This is a genomic window from Blochmannia endosymbiont of Camponotus pudorosus (genome assembly GCF_059934925.1).
On record NZ_CP011793.1, the window covers coordinates 14,317 to 38,463 of the forward strand.

At 25.7% G+C, this 24,147-nt stretch carries 18 protein-coding genes; 11 read left to right on the forward strand and 7 right to left on the reverse strand.

Going from position 1 to position 24,147, the window contains the following annotated elements:
* Positions 1-35: 35 nt before the first annotated feature.
* Positions 36-176, reverse strand: coding sequence for a 50S ribosomal protein L34 (gene rpmH / locus Bpudo544_RS00070; RefSeq protein WP_500825335.1), 141 nt, complete (start codon positions 174-176; stop codon positions 36-38).
* A gap of 241 nt (positions 177-417) precedes the next feature.
* Between rpmH and dnaN the strand changes: the two genes are divergently transcribed.
* The 3 genes from dnaN to Bpudo544_RS00085 all read left to right on the forward strand — a co-directional run bounded on the left by dnaN (position 418) and on the right by Bpudo544_RS00085 (position 4,927).
* Entirely contained in the window at positions 418-1,527 is a 1,110-nt protein-coding gene (dnaN, locus tag Bpudo544_RS00075; protein ID WP_500825336.1) for a DNA polymerase III subunit beta, read from the forward strand.
* A gap of 347 nt (positions 1,528-1,874) precedes the next feature.
* Positions 1,875-4,295, forward strand: coding sequence for a DNA topoisomerase (ATP-hydrolyzing) subunit B (gyrB, locus tag Bpudo544_RS00080; RefSeq protein ID WP_500825337.1), 2,421 nt, complete (start codon positions 1,875-1,877; stop codon positions 4,293-4,295).
* Between the two features lie 209 nt (positions 4,296-4,504).
* Positions 4,505-4,927, forward strand: a complete 423-nt coding sequence (locus tag Bpudo544_RS00085) for an Hsp20 family protein (protein WP_500825338.1) — start codon at positions 4,505-4,507, stop codon at positions 4,925-4,927.
* A gap of 148 nt (positions 4,928-5,075) precedes the next feature.
* On the opposite strand, the gene Bpudo544_RS00090 is transcribed toward Bpudo544_RS00085, so the two are convergent.
* Positions 5,076-6,086, reverse strand: a complete 1,011-nt coding sequence (locus Bpudo544_RS00090; protein ID WP_500825339.1) for an AI-2E family transporter — start codon at positions 6,084-6,086, stop codon at positions 5,076-5,078.
* 360 nt (positions 6,087-6,446) lie between these two features.
* On the opposite strand from Bpudo544_RS00090, the gene glyQ reads away from it, so the two are divergent.
* A complete protein-coding gene (gene glyQ, locus Bpudo544_RS00095; protein WP_500825660.1) occupies positions 6,447-7,373 on the forward strand; it encodes a glycine--tRNA ligase subunit alpha in 927 nt (308 codons plus the stop codon).
* 22 nt (positions 7,374-7,395) lie between these two features.
* The gene (gene glyS / locus Bpudo544_RS00100; protein WP_500825340.1) at positions 7,396-9,501 is read left to right on the forward strand and encodes a glycine--tRNA ligase subunit beta; all 2,106 of its coding nucleotides are present in this window, start codon (positions 7,396-7,398) and stop codon (positions 9,499-9,501) included.
* Positions 9,502-9,580: 79 nt separating this feature from the next.
* Here glyS and Bpudo544_RS00105 read toward each other — a convergent pair whose 3' ends face one another.
* A complete protein-coding gene (locus Bpudo544_RS00105; RefSeq protein ID WP_500825341.1) occupies positions 9,581-10,210 on the reverse strand; it encodes a Fe-Mn family superoxide dismutase in 630 nt (209 codons plus the stop codon).
* A 243-nt stretch (positions 10,211-10,453) separates the two neighbouring features.
* Between Bpudo544_RS00105 and Bpudo544_RS00110 the strand changes: the two genes are divergently transcribed.
* Entirely contained in the window at positions 10,454-12,532 is a 2,079-nt protein-coding gene (locus Bpudo544_RS00110; RefSeq protein WP_500825342.1) for a M3 family metallopeptidase, read from the forward strand.
* Positions 12,533-12,679: 147 nt separating this feature from the next.
* Here the strand turns inward: Bpudo544_RS00110 and Bpudo544_RS00115 are convergent, their stop codons facing one another.
* The gene (locus Bpudo544_RS00115; protein WP_500825343.1) at positions 12,680-14,299 is read right to left on the reverse strand and encodes an inorganic phosphate transporter; all 1,620 of its coding nucleotides are present in this window, start codon (positions 14,297-14,299) and stop codon (positions 12,680-12,682) included.
* Positions 14,300-14,623: 324 nt separating this feature from the next.
* Between Bpudo544_RS00115 and ubiA the strand changes: the two genes are divergently transcribed.
* Complete coding sequence (gene ubiA, locus Bpudo544_RS00120) at positions 14,624-15,496, forward strand: 4-hydroxybenzoate octaprenyltransferase (RefSeq protein WP_500825344.1); 873 nt, start codon at positions 14,624-14,626, stop codon at positions 15,494-15,496.
* A gap of 194 nt (positions 15,497-15,690) precedes the next feature.
* Here ubiA and zur read toward each other — a convergent pair whose 3' ends face one another.
* The gene (gene zur, locus Bpudo544_RS00125) at positions 15,691-16,158 is read right to left on the reverse strand and encodes a zinc uptake transcriptional repressor Zur (RefSeq protein ID WP_500825345.1); all 468 of its coding nucleotides are present in this window, start codon (positions 16,156-16,158) and stop codon (positions 15,691-15,693) included.
* Positions 16,159-16,462: 304 nt separating this feature from the next.
* On the opposite strand from zur, the gene dnaB reads away from it, so the two are divergent.
* The 4 genes from dnaB (at position 16,463) to gltP (ending at position 22,226) form a co-directional block, all read left to right on the forward strand.
* On the forward strand, positions 16,463-17,866 hold the full coding sequence (gene dnaB, locus Bpudo544_RS00130) for a replicative DNA helicase (protein ID WP_500825346.1): 1,404 nt from the start codon (positions 16,463-16,465) through the stop codon (positions 17,864-17,866).
* Positions 17,867-18,074: 208 nt separating this feature from the next.
* Positions 18,075-18,560: a single-stranded DNA-binding protein gene (gene ssb / locus Bpudo544_RS00135; protein WP_500825347.1), complete on the forward strand. Its 486-nt coding sequence runs from the start codon at positions 18,075-18,077 to the stop codon at positions 18,558-18,560.
* A gap of 333 nt (positions 18,561-18,893) precedes the next feature.
* Complete coding sequence (locus tag Bpudo544_RS00140; protein ID WP_500825348.1) at positions 18,894-20,537, forward strand: Na+/H+ antiporter; 1,644 nt, start codon at positions 18,894-18,896, stop codon at positions 20,535-20,537.
* A 396-nt stretch (positions 20,538-20,933) separates the two neighbouring features.
* Positions 20,934-22,226: a glutamate/aspartate:proton symporter GltP gene (gltP, locus tag Bpudo544_RS00145; RefSeq protein ID WP_500825349.1), complete on the forward strand. Its 1,293-nt coding sequence runs from the start codon at positions 20,934-20,936 to the stop codon at positions 22,224-22,226.
* Positions 22,227-22,442: 216 nt separating this feature from the next.
* Here gltP and Bpudo544_RS00150 read toward each other — a convergent pair whose 3' ends face one another.
* A complete protein-coding gene (locus tag Bpudo544_RS00150; RefSeq protein ID WP_500825350.1) occupies positions 22,443-22,871 on the reverse strand; it encodes a Rid family detoxifying hydrolase in 429 nt (142 codons plus the stop codon).
* A gap of 135 nt (positions 22,872-23,006) precedes the next feature.
* Positions 23,007-24,026: an ornithine carbamoyltransferase gene (gene argF / locus Bpudo544_RS00155; RefSeq protein ID WP_500825351.1), complete on the reverse strand. Its 1,020-nt coding sequence runs from the start codon at positions 24,024-24,026 to the stop codon at positions 23,007-23,009.
* Between the last annotated feature and the right edge of the window lie 121 nt (positions 24,027-24,147).

Here is a 24,147-nt window from a genome sequence, read left to right on the forward strand (position 1 = left end):
ATTAGTTATAAATATTTTTAAAATTGTATAAATTTTTAAGCAGATACAACCAATCTATCCCGATTTTTGGATCGACGTCTTGATATTATTCGTCTTCCATTTCGAGTTGACATTCGTGTTCTGAATCCATGTGTCCTGTTGCGTTTTAATACAGAAGGTTGAAAAGTACGTTTCATGATGAATGCACACTACTTACTTGATACGCGGATTATTTAAAACACGGCTCTTATAAAGATATTTCTAATTTGGACTCCATTATATAGACTAAAGTTGGTAAAGTCAATTGTATTTAATTAAGATTTATTTATTTTTAAATGAGTATTATGATGCTGTATATATGATACAATAGTAATTGTTTTGATTTTAGTATAGGTGTATTGTATAGTTTAATACAAGGAACTAGTTAATTGTTTGATTATGAACTTTTGTATTGAAAGACGATCTATATATCCAATTTTACAAAAAATTATTTCTATTATTAATAATAGGCCTAGATTACTAATTTTAAGCCACTTTTTATTAGAAATTAAAGATAATTGTTTATTTATATCTGTTACTAATTTAGAAATAGAAATTACAGCTCATATTCTTTTAGATAAAAAATATATTTTTCAACCTGTTACTGTATCGGGTCATAAATTTTATGAAATTTTTCGTAATTTGTCAGAATGTTCAAGAATTTTTATAGAATTTAAAAATAATAAACTTTTTATAAATTCTGGATCTAGTAATTTTGTTTTATTTACTTTACTTGCTTCTGATTTTCCTAAAAAAAACAAATGGAAAGATGATTGTGAATATCATGTGATTATATCTCAATTAATTTTAAAGAAAATAATTGAGTTAACAAAATTTTCTATGGGATGTAATGATACTCGTTATTATTTAAATGGTATTTTTTTTGAAATTAGAGAATATGTTATTCGAGTTGTAGCAACTGATGGGCATCGATTAGCAATGTGTGAAGTAGTGATGGATACATTGCTACCATTGCATTCAATAATTATACCTCGTCAAGGAGTTATAGAGATTTTGCGTTTATTAAGTTTTGTTGAGGATTCAGTTAAGATAAAAATTTTTGATAGTAGTATTTGTGCGAAAATTGATAATTATATTATTTATACCAAATTGATTGATTCTGCGTTTCCAGATTATAAAAAAGTATTTCCAAATAAACCGAAATTATTTTTTGAGATTGAACGCGTTATGTTAAAGCAAGCATTAAAACGAGTGTCTATTTTATCTAATGAAAAACTTAGAATTATTAATTTTAATTTAACACATAATCAATTAAAAATAACTGCTCATAACTTTAAACAAGAAACTTCAGAGGAAATTTTAGAGATATTATATGAATGTGAAAATATTGAGATATCTTTTAATGTAGATTATTTAATCGATATAGTTAATGTGATAGATAGTCAAATTGTAAAATTTTTTTTAACGAATTCAATATCTAGTGTTCAAATTGAAGGAGTTCCTAAACATTATGGAGCAACTTATGTCGTAATGCCTATAAAAATATGATATTAACTTTTTATATTGCAGACAATATGCATTGTACTTATTTTTTAATGTTTTATTATTGGTATATTGTGTAGTATTATATATATTTGAAGAATTAAGATATAAAGTATGTGTCTAGAAGTGTGTATTGTAGTGATAATCAAAATATAAGTTTTAATTATAATAATATATAAATTATATTTGTTTATTTACAAGGTAGTAGAGCAATCACTTAATATAGGTTACATATTTTGAAAGGATATTTATGATGTATTGATATCATCATTAATAATAAGTTTTATATGTAATATAATAGTTATATTTTGTATAAATTTATTTATATATATTGGTATATATAGGACAAAATTATGTTAAGTTTGTATGATGCTTCTAGTATTAAAGTTTTAAAAGGATTAGACGCAGTTAAAAGAAGGCCAGGCATGTATATTGGAGATACTGATGATGGGACCGGATTGCATCATATGGTATTTGAAGTTGTAGATAATGCTGTTGATGAGGCGATTGCAGGATATTGTCAAGAAATAGTAGTAATTATTCACCAAGATAACTCAGTTTCTGTTAAAGATAATGGACGGGGAATTCCTACTGGATTGCATGAAGAGGAAGGTATATCATCAGCGGAAGTTATTATGACTATATTACATGCTGGTGGTAAATTTGATAATAATAGTTATAAAGTATCGGGAGGATTGCATGGAGTAGGGATTTCAGTAGTAAATGCATTATCTAAAAAATTAGAATTAGTTATTGAGAGAGATTGTAAGATTTATAAACAGACTTATTGTTTTGGGAAACCACAATCACCTTTATCTGTGATAGGAAAGAGTGAAAAAAGTGGAACTACGATACGTTTTTGGCCAAATTTTAAAATATTTACTAATAAAACTGAATTTCAATATTCTATATTAGCACGGCGTTTCCAGGAATTAGCATTTTTGAATTCTGGAATATCAATCGTTTTATGTGATTATCGAAATAATAAAGAAGAAACTTTTTGTTGTAATGGAGGAATTAAAGCATTTATTAAGTATTTAAATATAAACAAAATACCGATTCATTCTAATATATTTTATTGTATTGGAAATAAAGGGGAAATTAGTGTAGAGGCTGCTTTACAATGGTCTGATTCTTTTCAAGAAAAAATCTATTCTTTTACTAATAATATTCCTCAGCGAGATGGTGGTACTCATTTATCAGGATTAAAATCTGCAATCACGCGTACGATGCATTTTTATATAGATAAAGAAGGATGTAGTAATAAAAAGACTAAAATTATTACTCTTGGAGAAGATGCTCGAGAAGGACTTGTTGCAATTTTATCTGTTAAAATACCAAATCCTAAGTTTTCTTCTCAAACTAAAGATAAATTAGTATCGTCAGAAGTAAAGACTGCTGTTGAATCGTTAATTTATGAAAAATTAACAGAATTTTTTTTAGAAAATCCAACTGATTCTAAAAATATTATAGGAAAAGTAATTAGTGCAGCTCGAGCTCGAGAATCAGCAAGAAAAATTAGAGATCTAAGTCGACGAAAAGGATTATCAGATTTTTCTGTTTTACCTGGAAAATTGTCAGATTGTCAAGAAAAAAATCCAGTATATTCCGAGTTGTATTTAGTAGAGGGAGATTCTGCAGGAGGATCTGCAAAGCAAGGTAGAAATCGAAAAAATCAAGCGATTTTACCGTTAAAAGGTAAAATATTAAACGTAGAAAAAGCTCGATTTGACAAAATGTTGTCTTCTCAAGAGGTTATGACTTTAATTACGGCATTAGGTTGTGGGATAGGTCAAAGTGAATATAATTTAAATAGATTACGTTATCATAGTATTATTTTAATGACAGATGCAGATGTTGATGGAGCACATATTCGTACATTATTATTGACTTTTTTTTATCGTTATATGCCTGAAATTATTGAGAGAGGTCATATATTTATAGCACAACCTCCTTTATATAAAGTGCAGAAAGGGACTCAATCGAAGTATTTAAAAGATGAAGAAGAAATGTATCAATATCAAATATCTATAGCAGCTCGTAATGCACGATTTTATTTAAATTCTCGTGATACCAATCCATTGTCGGAACAAAGATTAAAAAAGTTGATTTTGGAGTATCATATAATACAAAAAATTATTGTAAGAATGGAACGTAAATTTCCTAAATTTTTGTTAAATACATTTATATATCACCCTCCTTTATCTAAAGAGCAATGTTTAAGTTATGAAGATGTAGCAATTTGGATGCAATTATTAATTAAATCATTAAGTCAATTTGAAATATATGGTAGTCATTATAGTTTTTCAATAAAAAAAGATTGTACAGAAGAATATTTTTTTCCTGTTTTGCGTATACGAACATATGGTATAGATAAAGATTATTTATTAGGAATAGATTTAATTCAAAGTTATGAATATAAAAAATTAGTATCTTTTGGAAGGAAAATAAATGAATTGTTATTATCAGATGGATATATTGAATATGAAGGTCAGCGTAAAAATATAAGTTCTTTTAATCAGGCAATAGAATGGTTGATGAAAGAATCAAGAAAAGGATTGATTGTGCAACGTTATAAAGGTTTAGGAGAAATGAATCCAGAGCAATTATGGGAAACTACTATGAATCCTCAAAATAGATGTATGTTACATGTAACAATCAGGGATGCATTGGAAGCAGATAATTTATTTTCCATTTTGATGGGGGATATAGTAGAACCTAGGCGTGCGTTTATAGAAACTAATGCGTTAAGCGCTACTAATATAGATTATTGATAAGTAAATTTATAGAATTTCAGGTAAAAAATTATTTAATATTGTATTATTTTTTATTTGAATAAGATGGATTTGTGTTAAATTTATTTAGTTAATGGTGTTATTTTTAAATAAAAAATTGTTTAAAGTATTACTATATGTTAGTATTATCCATATTTATGAGTTAGATTATTTTTTGTTTTAAATATATCTTTAAAAGAGGGGTGTTTATGCATAATTTTGATTTCTCGCCATTGTATGGATCTGTTATTGGGTTTGATCGATTAGTAAATTTTTTAGAAATTGGACAGGGTAATGGGAGTTATCCCTCTTATAATGTGGAATTAGTTAGTGAACATAAATATTGTATTTCTATTGTGGTAGCTGGATTTACAAATGATGAGTTAGATATTACCACTCATGATAATATGTTAATTGTAAAAGGTACACATACTAATAATCTTGATCATGAAAATCAAGGTGATAAAAATTATTTATATCAAGGTATTACTGATCATGATTTTGAAAGAAAATTCCAATTAGCTGAGCATATTCAAATAACTGGTGCTAAATTAGAACTTGGAATTCTTTATATACATTTGGTTAGAGTATTGCCGGATATGTTAAAACCAAGACGTATAGAGATTAAATAAATTAAACTTAAATAAATTAAACTTAAATACAGGAGATTTATATATTTCATTACAGAGCCACTTGTATTAGATATCTAATACAAGTGGCTCTGTAATGAAATATATAAATCTCCTGTATTTAAGTTTAATTTATTTAAGTTTAATAAAATTATATTATTTTTTTCAAGCTTAATTCTATTTTTAAATAAGCATAAAAAATAGGAGCTGCTATTAATCCTTCTAGACCAAAAATTGATTCTAAAAAAATCATAGCAATAATCAATTCCCACGTATTAGAATTAATTTTGTTACCAATAATTTCAGCATTTAAAAAATATTCTAATTTATGAATTAAAATTAGATATATTAACATTATTATTCCAATACTTAATGAAACAGATAAAGCTGAAATAGTTATCATAATATTAGAAATTAAATTCCCAACTATCGGTAATAATCCTAAAATAAAAGTCATGATAATTAAAGTTTTTCCTAATGGAAGAGTTTCTCCAAGTAAAGGAAGTAATATAAAAATCATAATTGATGTTAATAACGTATTAATAGAAGAAATTTTAATTTGAGCAAATACTATATTATGAAATGCGTGAGATAAATTATATATGCGTTCTAATAACTGGTTAACAAAATATGTATTATTTTCTATATATTTTTTTGTATATTTAGGGCAAGCAATTATAGTGCCAATTACTAATCCTATTAGTAAAGTAATGCAACCATGTAAAATAATATGTCCCATATTACGAATAAGAATTAAATTTAATTCAATCCATGAGAATATTTGTTCTTTTAGTTCTGATGTTGTATTTGGAAAGAATTTGGGTAAGGTATCAGGGAGTTTTTTTTTAAAATCAGAAAAAATTCGATTAATTTCATTAAGTATATTAATTTTATTTATATCTTCTGTAAAAAAATTAGTGCAACTTGTAATGCTTACTGTAATAGTGAAAATAATGATAATAATTATTATTGAAATAGAAAGTTGCCTAGCTCGATAAGGTGATATAAATCGTTCAAAATATGATGCTAAGGATACAATAATTTCATAAGTTAAAAACCCAGAAAAGAAACAAGGAAATAAACCTAATGGAATAATCATAATAATAGATACAAACATTATTACGTAAGAACTGATTATAATATAAGTTTTTGTAGAAAACATTATGAATGTCCTAACACATAAATTATTATAATAATCAAATACTTAAATTTAATTTTATTGTTAATTTGCAATAAAATAATTTATATATAAAAATTTAATTTGTAATAATTAAATAATTTAGTAATAAACTCGATACAATATATTAATATTTTTATTAAAATAGTATCATATATGTAGTATATGAAAATTTTAAAATATATACAATGTATTAATAATTCTAATACAGAGCATTAATTTAGTTTGTACAAAAACTTATTAATGTGATACTGAAATTTTCATATTGAAATTTTGAAATAAAATTTTGTTTAGATTATTTAAATATATTTATTCGTATAAATGAATATTAATAAATCAATTAATATGCAACAACAGAATTGTAATTTTAATATAAAAACTATACAAGACTTAATAATTGCTTTAGAAAGGTATTGGCAGAATCATAAGTGCATTATAGTGCCATCTTTAGATATGGAAGTAGGTGCAGCTACTTCTCATCCTATAACATTTTTTAGAGCGATTGGACCAGAACCTATATCTGTAGCTTATATACAAGCATCGAGACGACCATCTGATAGCAGATATGCGAAGAATCCAAATAGACTGCAGCAATATTATCAATTTCAAGTAATTATTAAACCATCTCCAGAAAATATGTTACAGTTATATTTAAATTCATTAAAAGAGATTGGCATAAATAACTTGGAAAATGATATTAGATTTATTGAAGATAATTGGGAAAATCCTACATTAGGGGCATATGGGTTAGGATGGGAGGTATGGTTAAATGGAATGGAAATAACTCAACTTACTTATTTTCAAAAAATAGGTGGATTAGAATGTTTTCCTGTTACTGGAGAAATAACTTACGGATTAGAAAGATTATCATTGTTTATTCAAGAAATGGATAATATATATGATTTAATTTGGGGGGATACTACTGCTAATGTCCTTACATATAAGGATTTGTATTATCAAAATGAATTAGAACAATCTAGTTTTAATTACGAATATGTTAATGTTGATTTTTTATTTAAAAATTTTAATAAATATGAAAATGAAGTGCATTATTTACTTAATTTAGAAAAACCTTTAATAATTCCGTCTTATGAAATGATTTTAAAATTAATACATATTTTTAATTTATTAGACGCAAGAAAAGTAATTTCTATTACAGAGCGTAAAAATTATATTTTGCGTATTCAAAGGTTATCACAAATGATAGCAGAAATGTATTATTTATTTCGTAAAACATTAGGGTTTCCTTTGTGTTCTAAAAAAAATATATAGTATACGTTAAGATATATAAAATATGAAAAAATATACTTTTTTAGTAGAAATAGGTACTGACGAATTGCCTGCTAGATTTTTAAAAAAAATAGGACAGGATTTTTATTTTTATGTTAAACATGAATTTAAAAAAAACAATATTTGTTATGATACAATTGATTGGTTTGTTTCTCCTAGACATTTAGCAATTAAATCATATATTTTTTTAATGGAAAGGAATATAAATTTATTTAAATCTTGTGTGCGTAACAATAGTATCAGTGATAAAACTGTGAATACTAATGTTTTAAATACAGAGAAGAACACTGATTTATTTCAAAATAAATCAGTGGAGACTGGTATTTTAAAATTAAAAAAATGTAAAATAAAATATATACTGGAAGATAATTATGTCATTAATAAAGATGTAGGGGATTTATTAGTTCAGGTTGTTAAAAATGCTTTAGGAAAATTAACTAATTATGAGATGATGAGATGGGGGGATATACAGGTTCCATTTATTAGACCAGTTAATACTATAACAATATTATTAGATACTTATGTAGTTCCTGGTCGTCTTTTTAAGAAAAATGTAGATAGAGTAATATATGGAAACAGATATATAAAAAATAATAAAATTATTCTGAGTAATGCAAATGATTATCCTGATATTTTATTTAAAAAAGGTTGTGTGATTGTAGATTATAATGTGCGTAAAGATGCAATACGTATAGCTGTTGAGAATCAGGCTACAGAACTTGGCGGTGTAGTTGATATTCAAAATAATAATATTTTTTTAGATAAGATTACTTCTTCAATAGAATGGCCTGTTATTTTATTTGGTAAATTTAATGAAAGATTTTTAAAATTACCAAAAGAATTAATGATTCATATTATGCAAGATAAACAAAAATATTTTCCTGTGTATGATAAGAATAAAAGTTTTCTTTTACCATATTTTATTTTTGTAATTAATACAATTACATATGATTATAAAAAGATAATTCAGGGTCATGAAAATATAATTAAAATGCGTTTTATAGATGCAGAATTTTTTATAAAAAATGACAATAGATATCGTTTAGAAGATTATTTTTCTAAATTAAGCTCGGTGGTATTTCATCATCAACTTGGAAGTTTAAAAGATAAAACAATTCGAATAACAGAATTATCTGGGTGGATAGCTAATCAGATTCATGAAAATGAATTCAAAGCTAGGAGATCTGGACATTTGTGTAAATGTGATTTGGTTACTGATATGGTATTAGAATTTCCTGGAGTTCAAGGAATTATTGGTATGTATTATGCTCAACGTGATGGAGAAGATAGAGAAGTAGTGTTAGCTCAGAAAGAACATTATCAACCTAGATATAGTGCAGATGAATTGCCTGTAGAACGCATTTCCTGCATTGTATCTATTGCAGATAAAATGGATACAATATCTGGTATTTTTGGTATTAAAGAATTTCCTACAGGAAGTAGAGATCCATTTGGGTTAAAACGATTAGCTGGAGGAGTGTTAAATATTATTATTGAAAGGAAAATATCTTTAAATTTACTAAATTTGATAAATAAATCAGTTGAATTATATGAATCAAAATTAACTGATGATGTGATAAATGTAAAAAATAATATTTATAATTTTATGTGTAAACGTCTTTGTTTATCTTATAGTGCATTAGGTTATAAATCAAATATGGTTCAATCTGTTTTAAATACTAAATTTGGAGATATTACTAATCTTAGAATTCATGTAGATTCTATTAATAATTTTTATACTATTCAAAAAGAAAAAAGTACATTATTAAATTCAGTATATAAACGTATATCAAATATTGTTAAAAATAAAAATGTATTTTATGGTCATTCATCGAAAATTGATAAGTTTCTTTTAAAAACTTCAGAAGAAATACAGTTATTCGATAAAATAATGCATACTACAATAAATTTGAATTATTTTTTAAAACAAGATTGCTATAAAGATGCTTTAGAAGTATTATTAAGTTTATTGAGTTTAGTGAATGAATTTTTAGATCACGTTGTGATACTTGATAAAAATCAAAAAGTTAAAGAAAATCGTTTGCTTTTATTAAAAGCAGTGAGAGATTTAATTTTACAGGTTTTTGATGTGTCTGTACTGCAGCAATAAAAAAGTTGATTTGTAAATCACAAATCAACTTTTTTATTGCTGCAGTACAGACACATCAAAAATACTTTTGTATTAGTTATTATTGATAATAAAAAGACTCATCGAATCTTCTAGAGGCTTCATCCCAGTTGATTATGTTCCAGAAAGCTTGAACATAATCTAATCGTCTATTTTGATATTTAAGATAATATGAATGTTCCCATAAATCTAAACCAAATATTGGAAATCCATAAGTACCAGATAATTTTTCTCCCATCAACGGATTATCTTGATTTGCTGTAGAAACAACTTTTATATTATTATCTTGTTGCACTAACCAAGTCCAACCTGATCCAAAATGATTCATAGAAACCCTCTCAAATTTTTTTTTGAAGTTATCTAAATTTAGAAAAGTGCTCTCTATGGCTTTTTTTAATGATCCTTTTAACTCTGTACCAAATTTAAGAGATTTCCAAAAAATATTATGATTAATGTGTCCGCCTCCATTATTACGTAATATATTTCTTTTTTCTTGTGTAATAGAATCTAATTGTTTAACTAGATTTTCTATTGAAATATTTGAAAATTCTGGTAATTCCTTTAAAATAGAATTAGTATTATTAATATACGCTTGATGATGCTTAGTATGATGAATCTTCATAGTCTTTTCATCAAAGAAGGGTTCTAGAGCATTATAAGGGTAGCATAATTTAGGTAAAGTAAAAACCATTTTAAATTCTCTTTAGAATTATATATTTTAGTATTTGGGCCCGATTATACTTTGTTGTTTTATATAAGTAAAGCATAATTTACAAAATTTAATGATAAATATATTAATTTTCAGGATAATTAATCAATAATATATAATAAATACAGGATAATTTTATATATGTTTATTTTTATATCATTCAATATATGTTATTAATTTAATGGTGTATCCTAAAAAATAGGAGTAGGTTATAATTAATTATCAATGAATAAGAAGTTTTTAAATTTTAAATTGCCTGAATTCTCTGTAATTAAGATGAATCGTATTAGTGACATAATAACTAAACGAATAAATTATTGTTATAATACGGTGGAGTTAATTGTATCATCAAATAAATCGATTACTTATTGGAAAGATTTACATGAACCATTAGTACTTGCAGAAAATAAATTAAAAAAGGTTTGGTCTCCAATAGCTCATTTAAACGCAGTGCATCATGATACAAAATTACGTTCTGTATATCAACAAAATTTAATGGCCATACTACAGTATAAACATTGGGTACACCATCATGAAGGATTGTATCAATTGTATAAATTATTTCAAAATAATAGTAGTTTTTACCAATCGTTAAATATTGCTCAAAAAATAGCATTAAAAAAAATTTTGTCTCGTTATGAATTATCCGGTATTCATTTATGCAGTGATAAGAAAAAAAAATATTGTAGAATGGTTTCTATGTTATCTCAGTGTAGTGTAATGTATTCTAATAATGTTTTAGATTCTACATTAGGTTGGACAAAAGTAATTACCAATAGAAATGTGTTGTCGGGTATTCCAGATGATCAATTAAATATAGCTCGTTTATTAGCTAAAACAAATAAACAAAAAGGGTGGTTGTTTACATTGAAATATCCTGTTTATTTATCAATTTTATCGCATTGTGATGATCGAAATTTTAGAGAAGAACTATATTGGGCTTTTAATACTCGAGCATCTGATCAAGGTCCTAATGCTAAAAAGTGGGACAACACTATAATTATGGATGAGATCTTATCATTACGTTATGAAATAGCTAAAATTTTAGGATTTAACAATTATTTTGAAAAATCTTTAAAAACAAAAATGATTCAAAATCCTGCAAGAATATTTAATTTTCTTATAAATTTATTTGATCATGTGCATGATAATGCAAAAAAAGATTTTTTAACAATACAAAAATTTGCTAAACAATATTATTCTTCTCAATGTTTAAAGCCATGGGATATAGCTTATTATCAAGAAAAACAAAAATCGCATCTTTTTTGTATTTCAGAGAAAAAATTACGTCCATATTTTCCTGAAGAAAAAGTTTTATCTGGAATATTTGCCATAGCAAATCGTATGTATGGCATTTCTATATTAGAACGTAAACATGTAGATGTATGGCATGCAAGAGTACGATTTTTTGATATTTTTGATGATCAAAATGAGTGGAAAGGAGGATTTTATTTAGATCTTTACACAAGAAAAAATAAATATGATGGAGCGTGGATGGATACATATACGGATATAAAATACGAAGATGATATAGAATATCAGCGTCCTATTGCGTATCTTACTTGTAATTTTGATCCTACTGAAGATATAGATACACCATGTTTATTGACACATGAGAATATAATTACTTTATTTCATGAGTTTGGGCATGTATTACATCATATTTTAATATCTGCGAATATTCCAGAAATTTCTGGAATAAATGAAACAGAATTAGATGTTATAGAAATTCCAAGCTTATTTATGGAAAAGTTTTGTTGGGATTTTGATATATTAAAATCTATTTCTATGCATTATAAAACAAAACAACCTTTGTCGGATAAAATAATTAAGAGATTATTAAAATTAAAATCTTATCAAATATCATATAATTTATTAAAACAAATTATATATGGAATATTTGATTTTAAGATTCACTATGAATATCATCCGCACTTAAAAAAATCAGTATTAGAAATATTTAACGAAATTTTAAAAAAAATGTCAGTATATCCTACTGTGGGTCAAGAAAGATTTCCTCATGTTTTTACTCATATTTTTGCTTCTGATGAGTATGCAGCAGGATATTATAGTTATTTATGGTCAGATATGTTAGCATCAAACATTTGGTTATATTGTAAAAATTTAAAATTAACTGATTCTCAAACAGGGAACGTACTTTTTTATTATATGGATAATATAAGTAAATCAATAAATTTTAAAAGATGTTTTACTCAATTTAAAAATCGTGTGATCACAACGAAATCTATTTTAGAATATTATAATGTTCCTGTAAAAAATAATGTATTTTTTAGTTTATTTTAGATTTAGCATGTTTATTTCAGTAATTAATATTTAACTTAATCTTTTTATTTATAAAAATAAATATGAAATATTACAGAATAGTTTTTTAGGAAGATGTTTTTTATGTTTTATTGTAATTCGACATATTATAATATATACTTATATATATTAAATATATTTATAAAATAGTTTAAAAGCTAATAAATAAAATCCTCCGCTTAATATAATTGATATAGGTATTGTTAAAGTCCAAGTCATTAAAATATTTTTTATTATTTTCCATTGTACTCCTTTCCATCCATGTATTAGCATACTTCCAGTAATAGATGATGATAACACATGAGTAGTGGAAACAGGCATGCCAATATAACTAGCTGTGCCAATGGATATAGCAGTAGTAAGTTGAGCAGACAAACCTTGTGCATAAGTCATTTTTTTTGTACCTATTTTTTCTCCTATAGTAACAGCAACTCTTTTCCAACCAATTGTTGTACCTAAAGATAAGGACAAAGCTACTGCTATAATAATCCAAGTTGGAGCATATTCAACAGTATTTAATAAATATACCTTTAAGTGCTTTAAAAATTTTTTATTTTTGGTTGAAATTTCTGGTTGAGTCATTATTTGATCCAAAATATCAGCAATATATATTAATAATTGCCTCATTTGCAGTCGTTGATTCAAATTTAATTCTTCATAGCTATTTAAATTATCAAGTAATAATAAAGAATTTTGCAAAATAGTTAAGGTTAATGAGAAATCGTAAAAAATTTTTTTTATTTGATCTTTCGTATATATTTCTGATATTCGACAGTTACAATTAGACTGATGGTTATGTTCTCGAATTAATTTCTTTGTGATTTTTTGAATAGCTGGATCGATAATTGTTAATTGATTTAATGCTACGGATATAGGCATAGACATAATTTCTAAAGGAATAACATTTTTAAAATGATCATCTTGTTGAATATAATATCGTTGGAAGTTGTTAATTGCATTTCGAGTATTGATAATATCATTATTATTAGCATGCATATTTAACACAAAACTAGCAGGTGCTACTCCTACTAACAGTAACATGATTAACCCAATACCTTTTTGACCGTCATTAGCACCATGAGAAAAACTGACTCCAGCAGCAGATATAATTAATATCATACGAATCCATAATGATGGATGTTGTTTTCCACATATTTGAGCTTGCTCAGATGGAGTGGTATGAATTTCTTGATATTTATTATTATTTCGACATTGAAATAGTAGAAACATTATTATTTTAGCTACAATTAAGCTTATTATTGGAGATATTATTAAAGATAAAAAGATATTAATTAATTGTGAAATATTTAATTCTTGATTTATCGAACAGTGCATAATGAATGAATTAGCAAATCCTATTCCAATTAGTGTCCCAATTAAAGTATGAGAACTTGATGTAGGTAAACCACAATACCATGTACTAAGATTCCATAAGATTGCTGCAGATAACATAGAAAAAATCATGATTAAAATATGATTAGCACTAGTATTTATGAAAAAATAAGTAGGAATTAAATGAACGATAGTATATGAAACACTAACCCCACCTAATATTACTCCTAAAAAATTGAATATTCCTGACATGACAACTGCGCTACTAGAGCGTAATGCACAAGTATAAATTACAGGAACTACAGAATTAGCAGTATCATGAAATCCATTAATAGCTTCGTAAATGAAAACAAAGCATAATGCAAGTATTAACATGATTCTGATATGTATGTCTAAATCATAGAATAGATATGACATAAGAAATACGCTTTTATTATAAAACAATTAATTTTTTAAATTATTTTTACTTATTGATTAAAAATTAGTATTTTACCTTTAAATACTGAGATATATTATGTTTGTATGATATACAATAGTATATTGTCTTGTATATAAAATATTATGCATTAATTTTTAATCAATAAGTAAAAATAATTTTTATATAATAGAGTCTTCATAAATAAATGAATGTTATTTTTAAATTTAAAAATTATTGTTGCAATACTATAAGATATTTTTGTACTTAAATATAAATAAATAGAAAAAGATTATATAACATAATAAGAATTAATATTTAATTAAATGAATAATATTTTTGCTATATACAATAAAATTGTTAATTTAATTAAATTAATGCGTATCAATCAACCTATTGGTTTTTTCTTATTGCTTTGGCCAACTTTATGGGGTTTATGGATATCAAATGAAGGTATTCCTGATACTTTTGTTTTAATTGTATTTATTGTAGGGGTAATGTGTATGAGGTCTGCTGGTTGTATAATTAATGATTACATTGATTGTAATATTGATACACATGTTCAACGTACTAAATGTCGTCCCATTTCCAGTGGAACAATTACAAAAAAAGAAGCATTATTGACTTTTTTATTTTTAATAATTATTGCAGCAGGATTAATTTGTGCATTTAATATTACGACTATATTGTTGGCTTTTTTAGTATTAGTATTATTATTAATATATCCTTATACTAAAAGATATATTGATTTACCTCAGTTATTTTTAGGAATTTTGTTTAGTTGGCCTATTTTAATGTCATATACTGCAACTTATCATGTTATAAATAGTACTACTTGGTTGTTATGTGTAGCTAATATTATTTGGACCATAGTATACGATACGGAATATGCTATGGTAGATAGGGATGATGATCGTAAAATTGGTGTGAAATCTGCTGCTCTTTTTTTTGGATCTATGGATAAATTAATTATAGGAATTTTACAAACAATTATTATATTCATATTTATATTAATTGGATGGAAGGAAAGTTTATCTATGATATTTTATTGTTTTTCTGTATTTGGAGTTGGTACATTGTTTATATGGCAGCAAATATTAATGTATGATAGAGATAAAGCAAGATGTTTTAAAGCTTTTTTAAATAATAATTATGTAGGTTTATTAGTGTTTATAGGAATTTTATTAAATTTTATTTAATTATGTAATGAAAATCGTTTAATATATAAACGATATTAGTAATATTTATGTTTGTCACATGTAGTACCTTTGTAACAATATTTTTGAATAGTTTATTTATCTTTTTGATATAGTAATAGTGTTTAGAATAAATAATTTATATTACTTAATAATAAGTAATATAAATTGTTACTTATTTTTTAGTAAAAAATTAACTATGTTTTAATATGTATTAAGTTAGTGCAATTAAAGCATAATCCATGAGATTCAACGATATTGCTAGATATAATAAATCCGCTTAATTGTGCTGTGTTTTGTAATATTTCATCAACTCCTTTAACTGTATGTTCTGTTACTTGTTTACAATGATTACAAATAAAAAAAACAAAGTTATGAGATAATTCTAAAAAATATTTACATAACATAAAACTATTAGTAGATTCAATACGATGAATAAATCCTTGTTCTAATAAAAAATGCAGAGCTCGATAAATAGTAGAGGGTTTTGCATGGGGTAATGAAGATTCTTGTAATAAATTTAACAAATCATATGCACTAATTGCTTTATAATGTTGCTGAGAAATTAATCGTAATACTTCTAAGCGTTGTGGGGTTAATCGCACATGTCTATGTATACATATTTTTTTTATTTGTATTAAGAGTGTTTGAATATTAATATTCATATCTTTATTCCTGTAATTTTAATAAAATAATTGATTAATTAATAAATTTATTTAATTATTGATTTTAAATAAAAGGTAGTATAGATGTATTTTAGATAAATAAATAGATTTAATTATAGGATGTAATTCTAGTATAGAATTATATATATAATTATTTTATGTATCATAATAAATTATTTATTTTTTAAAAATTATATTATAGATATATGTGTAATAGTTATTAATCAATGGTTTTAATTTAATAATTATTAGATATATTGATATATGGTTATGCGTTTTTTGTATATGGAAAATTAAAATATTTATGTTTAGAAAAAAAAATATTAAAGATAGTTCGATAGGAGCGCACAAAGGATATGTTGATAATGTAAAGATATTACCGTATTCATTGGAAGCTGAACAATCAATTTTAGGTAGTTTAATGCTAGATAATGAACAGTGGGAATATATATCCACTCAAATTACTTCTGATGATTTTTATAATCCAGAACATCGTGTTATTTTTGCTGAAATTCAACGTTTATTAGATATGAATAAACCTATTGATTTAATAACATTGTCCGAATCTTTAGAAATACGGGGGAAATTGAATTTAGTAGGAGGATTTGGATATTTAGCTGAATTATCAAAAAATGTTCCTAGTGTTTCTAATATTAATGAGTATGCTAATATAGTTAAAGAACGCTCAATAACTAGATCAGTTATTAGTACAGCTCATAAAATAGCTGATGCTGGATATAATACTCAAGGAAGAAATAGTGATGAATTATTAGATTTTGTTGAATCTCTTGTTTTTAAGATTTCACATCATAAATATAATAATAATAATAATTTAAAGAATATAGATTGTATTTTATCGGATACTATCTCCCATCTTGAAAAATCATGTATTAATTCCAAATTTGGTATTACTGGAATTTCTAGTGGATATAGAGATTTAGATAAAAAAACTGATGGATTACATCAATCTGACTTAATTGTGATTGCGGCTCGTCCTTCTATGGGCAAAACTGCATTTGCTATGAATTTATGTGAGCATGTAGCAATGAATGAATGTAAACCAGTATTAATATTTAGTTTAGAAATGCCCGGAAATCAAATAGTTATGAGGATGTTAGCTTCTTTATCTAGAGTAGATTATATGAATATTAGAACAGGTCAATTAAATAATGAAGATCGATTAAGAATTTCTAGCACTATAGAATTATTATTAGAAAAGCGTAATATATATATTGATGATTCTTCATATTTGACTCCATCTGATGTTCGAGGTCGATCTAGAAGATTGTTTAAAGAACATAATGGACTAAGCTTAATAATGATTGATTATTTGCAATTAATGCGAGTACCATCACTATCAAATAATCGTACATTAGAAATTTCTGAGGTTTCTAGATCATTAAAATCTTTAGCTAAGGAATTAAGAGTACCAGTAATTGCTATTTCTCAATTAAATAGGAGTTTAGAACAACGAGTCGATAAGCATCCTATTAATTCAGATTTACGAGAATCAGGAGCAATTGAACAAGATGCAGATCTTATTTTATTTATTTACAGAGATGAGTTATATCATGAGAATAGTGAAATGAAAGGTATTGCTGAGATTATTTTGGGTAAACAGAGAAATGGGCCAATAGGAACAATAAAATTAATTTTTAATGGTCAATGGGCTAGATTTGATAATTACATTGATAATAATCAATATTGAAAAATTAAGTTAAAATTTATTGAATAAGTCTATAAGATTATTATAATGAAATATAAAATAAATCATGGTACAATTATGGGGTAAAATATAATTCTGTAGTATTTGTCCTTGCAATTAAGTATAGTACAATATTAAATTATAAATTGTAGATTTTTAATATTTTTTTTGATTAATTTATTAGGTTAGTTAATAATGAAGGAGTTTTTGTGTGGCTTCTAGAGGAATTAATAAAGTTATTTTGATTGGATATATAGGTCAAGATCCAGAAATCCGTTATATGACTAATGGAAATGCAGTGGTCAATATGTCAATAGCTACCACTGAATCTTGGAAAGATAAACAAACTAACGAGGTAAAAGAAAGAACAGAATGGCATCGTGTAGTTTTGTTTGGAAAATTAGCGGAAATTGCGTCGTCCTATCTTCGTAAAGGATCTCAGGTGTATGTTGAAGGATCTTTAAGAACTAGAAAGTGGCAAGGTCAAGATGGAAGTGATAGATATATTACTGAAGTTATTGTAGGTATAAGTGGAACTATGCAAATGTTAAATAATCGTTCTACAGGATTAGACCATGATTCATCTAAAAATGAAACTATGAGATTAGAAGATAATGATATAGTTGATATTCAAAATGATTCAAAGTCAGATAATGAATCTGTATCAGATTTTAATGAAGATGATATTCCTTTTTAGGCATATAAAATATTAAATTTATTAAATTCTTTCTTATAAAAGAAGCTGGTTTGTATATAGATTATGTGTAAATTTAAGATTGAAATTACATATGTAATATAATTGATTGAAATAATGTATTTGTATTATTGCTGCATAATATTCAAGTTTTATTAAACAAGTTGATTCAACTTTTATTTAAAAGTTATAAGAATTTTTGGATTATTTATATATACTTCTGAAAATTTTGATTAAAAAAGGGTACAGCATATTATTTATATTATTAAGTGTTAATATATAATATTAAATAGATTATATATATAAATCTGTATATTAAGAGATAGGATTGAAATCATGGAGATTTTTTTTACAATTCTTATTCTTACTTTGGCTGTATCTATTTCAGGAATAATAAAACAAATTTTACCATTTCAAGTACCATTGCCTTTAATGCAAATTTCGTTAGGAGCAGCATTAGCTTGGCCAAAATTTGGGTTACATGTGGATTTTAATCCTGAGTTATTTTTATTGCTTTTTATCCCTCCATTATTATTTTCAGATGGATGGAAAACTCCAATGAAAGAATTTTTACGTCATGGAGGAGAAATTATAATATTAGCACTGGTGTTAGTTATTATTACTGTAGTAGGAATTGGGTATTTAATTCACTGGATGATACCGGAGATACCATTAGTTGCATCTTTAGCATTAGCAGCAGTTTTATCTCCAACTGATGCAGTAGCTCTTTCTGGGATTGTAGGGGAAGGCCGTATTCCTAAAAAGATTATGGATATTTTACAAGGAGAAGCTTTAATGAATGATGCATCTGGATTAGTGTCTTTAAAATTTGCTATTGCTGTAGCTATGGGAACTATGATATTTAGTATTGGTGGGGTATCTGTAGAATTTATTAAAGTGGCATTAGGAGGATTATTAGCAGGGATATCTGTAACTTGGGGTTATAGTAAATCATTAAGATTAATTAGTCGTTTGAGTAGTGAGGATCCAGCTACTCAAACAATGCTTTTGTTATTGTTACCTTTTGCTGTGTATTTAATTGCTGAACATATTGGAGTATCTGGAATTCTATCAGCAGTTGCTTCAGGGATGACTATTGGTCAATCTGGTATTATTCGACATGCTCCATTAGCTATGCGTTTGAGAGGTAATAGTGTATGGACTATGTTAGAATTTATTTTTAATGGTATGGTTTTTATCATGCTTGGCTTGCAATTGCCAGATATTTTATTTACTTCTATTTCTCAAGCGGAGTTAGACCCAACTATAAAAACATGGATGTTATTTGTGTATGTAATTATTATTTATATAGCGTTAATTGTTTTAAGATTTATATGGTTGTGGTTAATGAAATATATTAGTGTACATTACATGTATAATAGACCTATGGTATTTAGTGAATATAGTACACGTGAAATTTTGGTTGCTTCTTTTGCAGGAGTTCGAGGTGCGATTACATTAGCAGGTGTATTGTCGATACCAATTTTTTTAAAGGATGGAACGGCATTTCCATGTCGTTATCAACTTGTTTTTATTGCTACTGGAGTTATTTTGTTTTCTTTATTGTGTAGTGTCGTAATTTTACCATGGTTGCTTCATGGAGTGAAAGTATCAGACAAATCATTACAACGTTCAGAAGAACGAATGGCTCGTTCTATAGCTGCTGAAGTAGCTATAGATAGTTTATATAAGCTTGAGGAGAGATTGACACATAGTACGGAAGAAAATATTGATAGTCAATTAATTAATGAGGTAAGTGCTAGAGTCATTGGTAATTTTAGGAGACGTATTGATGAAAATAATGATTTACGTTCTATGTTAATGGAAGATTTAGAAAGGCGTATGAGATTAAATGCGTTAAGAGCTGAGCGAAGTGAGTACTATCATTTACGTGCTCAACAAAAAATTACTAATGAAACATTAGTGAAATTATTACGTGATTTAGATTTACTAGAAGCATTATTAATTGAGCATGATTAAAATATAGTTATTAGGTTTCATTTATTTAATTGGAAATTTTATTATTTAATGTAGGTTCTATATTACTACTTTTTAAATCTTCATTAATGAAGATTTAAAAAGTAGTAATTGATGTTCTCTTAGTATAGGACGTTGTGTTAGAATATCATTGTTTTATAGTGTGGCGTAAAATAATGTTAAATAAGTGATTATAAGCATTTTTAATATAAATAATTAATTATACTAACTATTAAGTTTTACTATATCATAATTATGATAATTATATTAAAGTTGAGTATATTTTATTATATGTTTAAATATTTTTTTGAAGTTACCTTTTTCAATGAGCACAAAGGTTATATTTTTTTAAAATAAAGTATATATGAATAGAAATATTAATTTTATTAAGGGGTAACTATGATGATTAGAGATTTTAAAATTACCCTTGCTTGGAAGATTTTTTTTGCTTTAAACTTGGGTATTATTGTAGGAATTGTATTACATGATCAAATGGAATTGAAAGACTGGATTATAAATACACTGCTTTCTCCATCTGGAGAGGTGTTTATTAGATTGATTAAAATGATTGTTGTTCCTATTGTGATGGCTACATTAATTATAGGAATTGCTGGAATAGGAGATGTTAAAAAGTTAGGAAGTATTGGACTGAAGACTATAATTTATTTTGAGATTATTACGACTCTTGCTATAATATTCGGTGTAGCACTTGCTAATGTGTTTCATCCAGGATATGGAATTGATATGTCTATTTTATCTAAGACGGATATATCGATGTATGAACAAACAACATCTGAGATTCAATCAAATTTAACAAATACTGTGTTATCATTAATTCCATCAAATATTATAGATTCGATGGCTAAAGGAGATATGTTGCCGGTTATTTTTTTTTCGGTGATCTTTGGTCTTGGATTAGCTGCATTACCAGATAAAACTAAATTACCATTATTGGATGTGTTTAATTCTATAGCAGATACTATGTTTGAGGTAACAAATATGGTGATGCGTTATGCTCCTATTGGAGTGTTTTCATTAATTTCAGTAACGGTTGCAACTTTTGGATTTAGTTCGTTATTACCTCTTACTAAATTAGTTTTGTTAGTTTACGGTGCTATAGTATTTTTTGCTTTAATAGTGTTGGGAATAGTTGCTCGAATATGTAATTTAAAGATTTGGAATTTAATTTGTATTTTAAAAGAAGAATTAATTTTATCTTTTTCTACTGCAAGTTCTGAAACTGTTTTGCCTCGTATTATAAAAAAAATGGAGGCATATGGCGCTCCGTCTACTATTACTGGATTTGTAGTGCCGACAGGATATTCGTTTAATTTAGATGGGTCTACTTTATACCAAAGTATTGCAGCTATTTTTATTGCGCAATTGTATGGTATTGAATTATCTTTAAGTCAAGAAATTATTTTAGTGTTGACTTTGATGATTACTTCTAAAGGTATTGCAGGTGTTCCTGGAGTGTCTTTTGTTGTATTATTGGCTACTTTAGGTAGTGTAGGAATTCCATTGGAAGGATTAGCATTTATTGCAGGAGTTGATCGAATATTAGATATGGCTCGTACTGCATTAAATGTAGTAGGAAATGCATTAGCAGTATTAGTAATTGCTAAATGGGAAAATCAATATGATACAAAACAAGCATTAGCATATGAATTAAAAATGTTGAGTAATAAATGAAAAATTTTTCTTTTTATAAAAGAAATTAATGAATAGAGGGATGTATTTATAAACCACTAAATCTCTTCAGTAATAAGTCGTTATTTTATTATTGAAGAGATTTAGTGGTTTATTTTTTTATTTTTTCTTTTAAAGATATGAAGTATTATTGTATAGAAAATAGAGATGCTAAATTTTAAAAATTTTTATATTGTAAAAATGAATTAAATTTATTATTTAGTAATAACGTATTGCAATAGCTTCTATTTCTATTTTTACATTTTTAGGTAGTTTAGAGACTTCTACACAGGATCGAGCTGGTAAATTTAAAGGTATGTTTTTATATTGAGTTTTTTTTAAAAAATTCGTATTAAAGAAATCATTATAACTATCATTAATTTTTGGTAAATCGTGGATATTTGTTATAAATAAAGTAGTTTTAACAAGATTTTTAATTTCCAGATTTTTTGATTCCAAAATATATTGTATATTTTTTAATGTTTGGTATGTTTGATCATAAATGTTATCAGGAATTTCTCCTGTTTGTTGAATAATAGGAATTTGACCAGATATATATATGATACTGCCAGTATCTATAGCTTGAGTATATGGACCAAAAGGACCAGGAGCTTTTTTTGTATAAATAGATTGAATTGTTTCTTTCATGTAAAACTATAATTAAGTTGTTTGGTATAATAGTTTATATATAAAATTTATTTATTGTATCATGCTTAGTGTAATAATTAATTAGAATTAATATCTCATTAACGTAAAATTATTGATAAAATAATTATAGTATTTTCATTTTAAATTAGGGAGTAATGTTGCAAGCATTAAAGACTTTATTGTATGTAATCTATTTTCAGCTTGCTCAAAAACTACACTGTATTGTTTTGATTCAAATATTTCATTTGTTACTTCTAATCCATTTAAATAATTGTATTTTTGAGCAATTTTTTTTCCAATAACAGTTTCAGTATTATGAAATGCTGGTAAACAATGTAAAAATTTTACGTTTGGATTTTCAGTTTGATTTATCATATTTTGATTAACTTGATAAGGAAATAGTAAAGAAATTCGATGAGCCCATACTTTTTCATTTTCTCCCATAGAAACCCATACATCAGTATATAAGAAATCTACATTTTTCACTCCTTCAGCAATATTTTCAGTAAGTAAAATTTTTTTGCAATTAAGTTGGTTAGATAGTTTTTGGCATTCTAAAAATAATTCTTTTTTTGGCCAAAATTCTTTAGGAGATACTAATCTCAAATCAAATCCCATTATTGTAGCTGCTTCTAACAAAGAGTTTCCTATATTGTTTCGAGCATCTCCAACGTAAGCTAATTTCATTTTATCAAATGATTTATGTGATATTTGTTCTTGCATAGTCATTAGATCAGCAAGTAATTGTGTTGGATGAAATTGTTCAGTAAGACCATTCCATACTGGTACATTAGAGTATTGAGCAAATATTCTAACAATGTCTTGATTATATCCACGATATTGAATTCCATGATACATTCGGCCTAAAATTTTAGCAGTATCTTTAATAGATTCTTTATGTCCGATTTGACTAATATTAGGAGTTAAACAGGTTACTCGGGCACCTTGATCAAATGCTGCTACCTCGAATGCACATCTTGTTCGAGTTGAATTATTTTCAAAAATAAGTACAATATTTTTACCATTTAATTGTTGCGTTTCTATTTGATTATGTTTTTGATATTTTAAATTACTTGCTAAATGTAATATATATTTAATTTCGTTTACGTTAAAATCTTTTAATCTTAAGAAAGACCGTTGATATAATTTATTCATAAAATATCCTTTGATTTATTAATAATATTTTTAATGAATATTATTAATATATTTAGTTATATATCTTTATAAAGTATAAATTTAATAAATAAACTATTATTACTTAAATTTTTATATTATG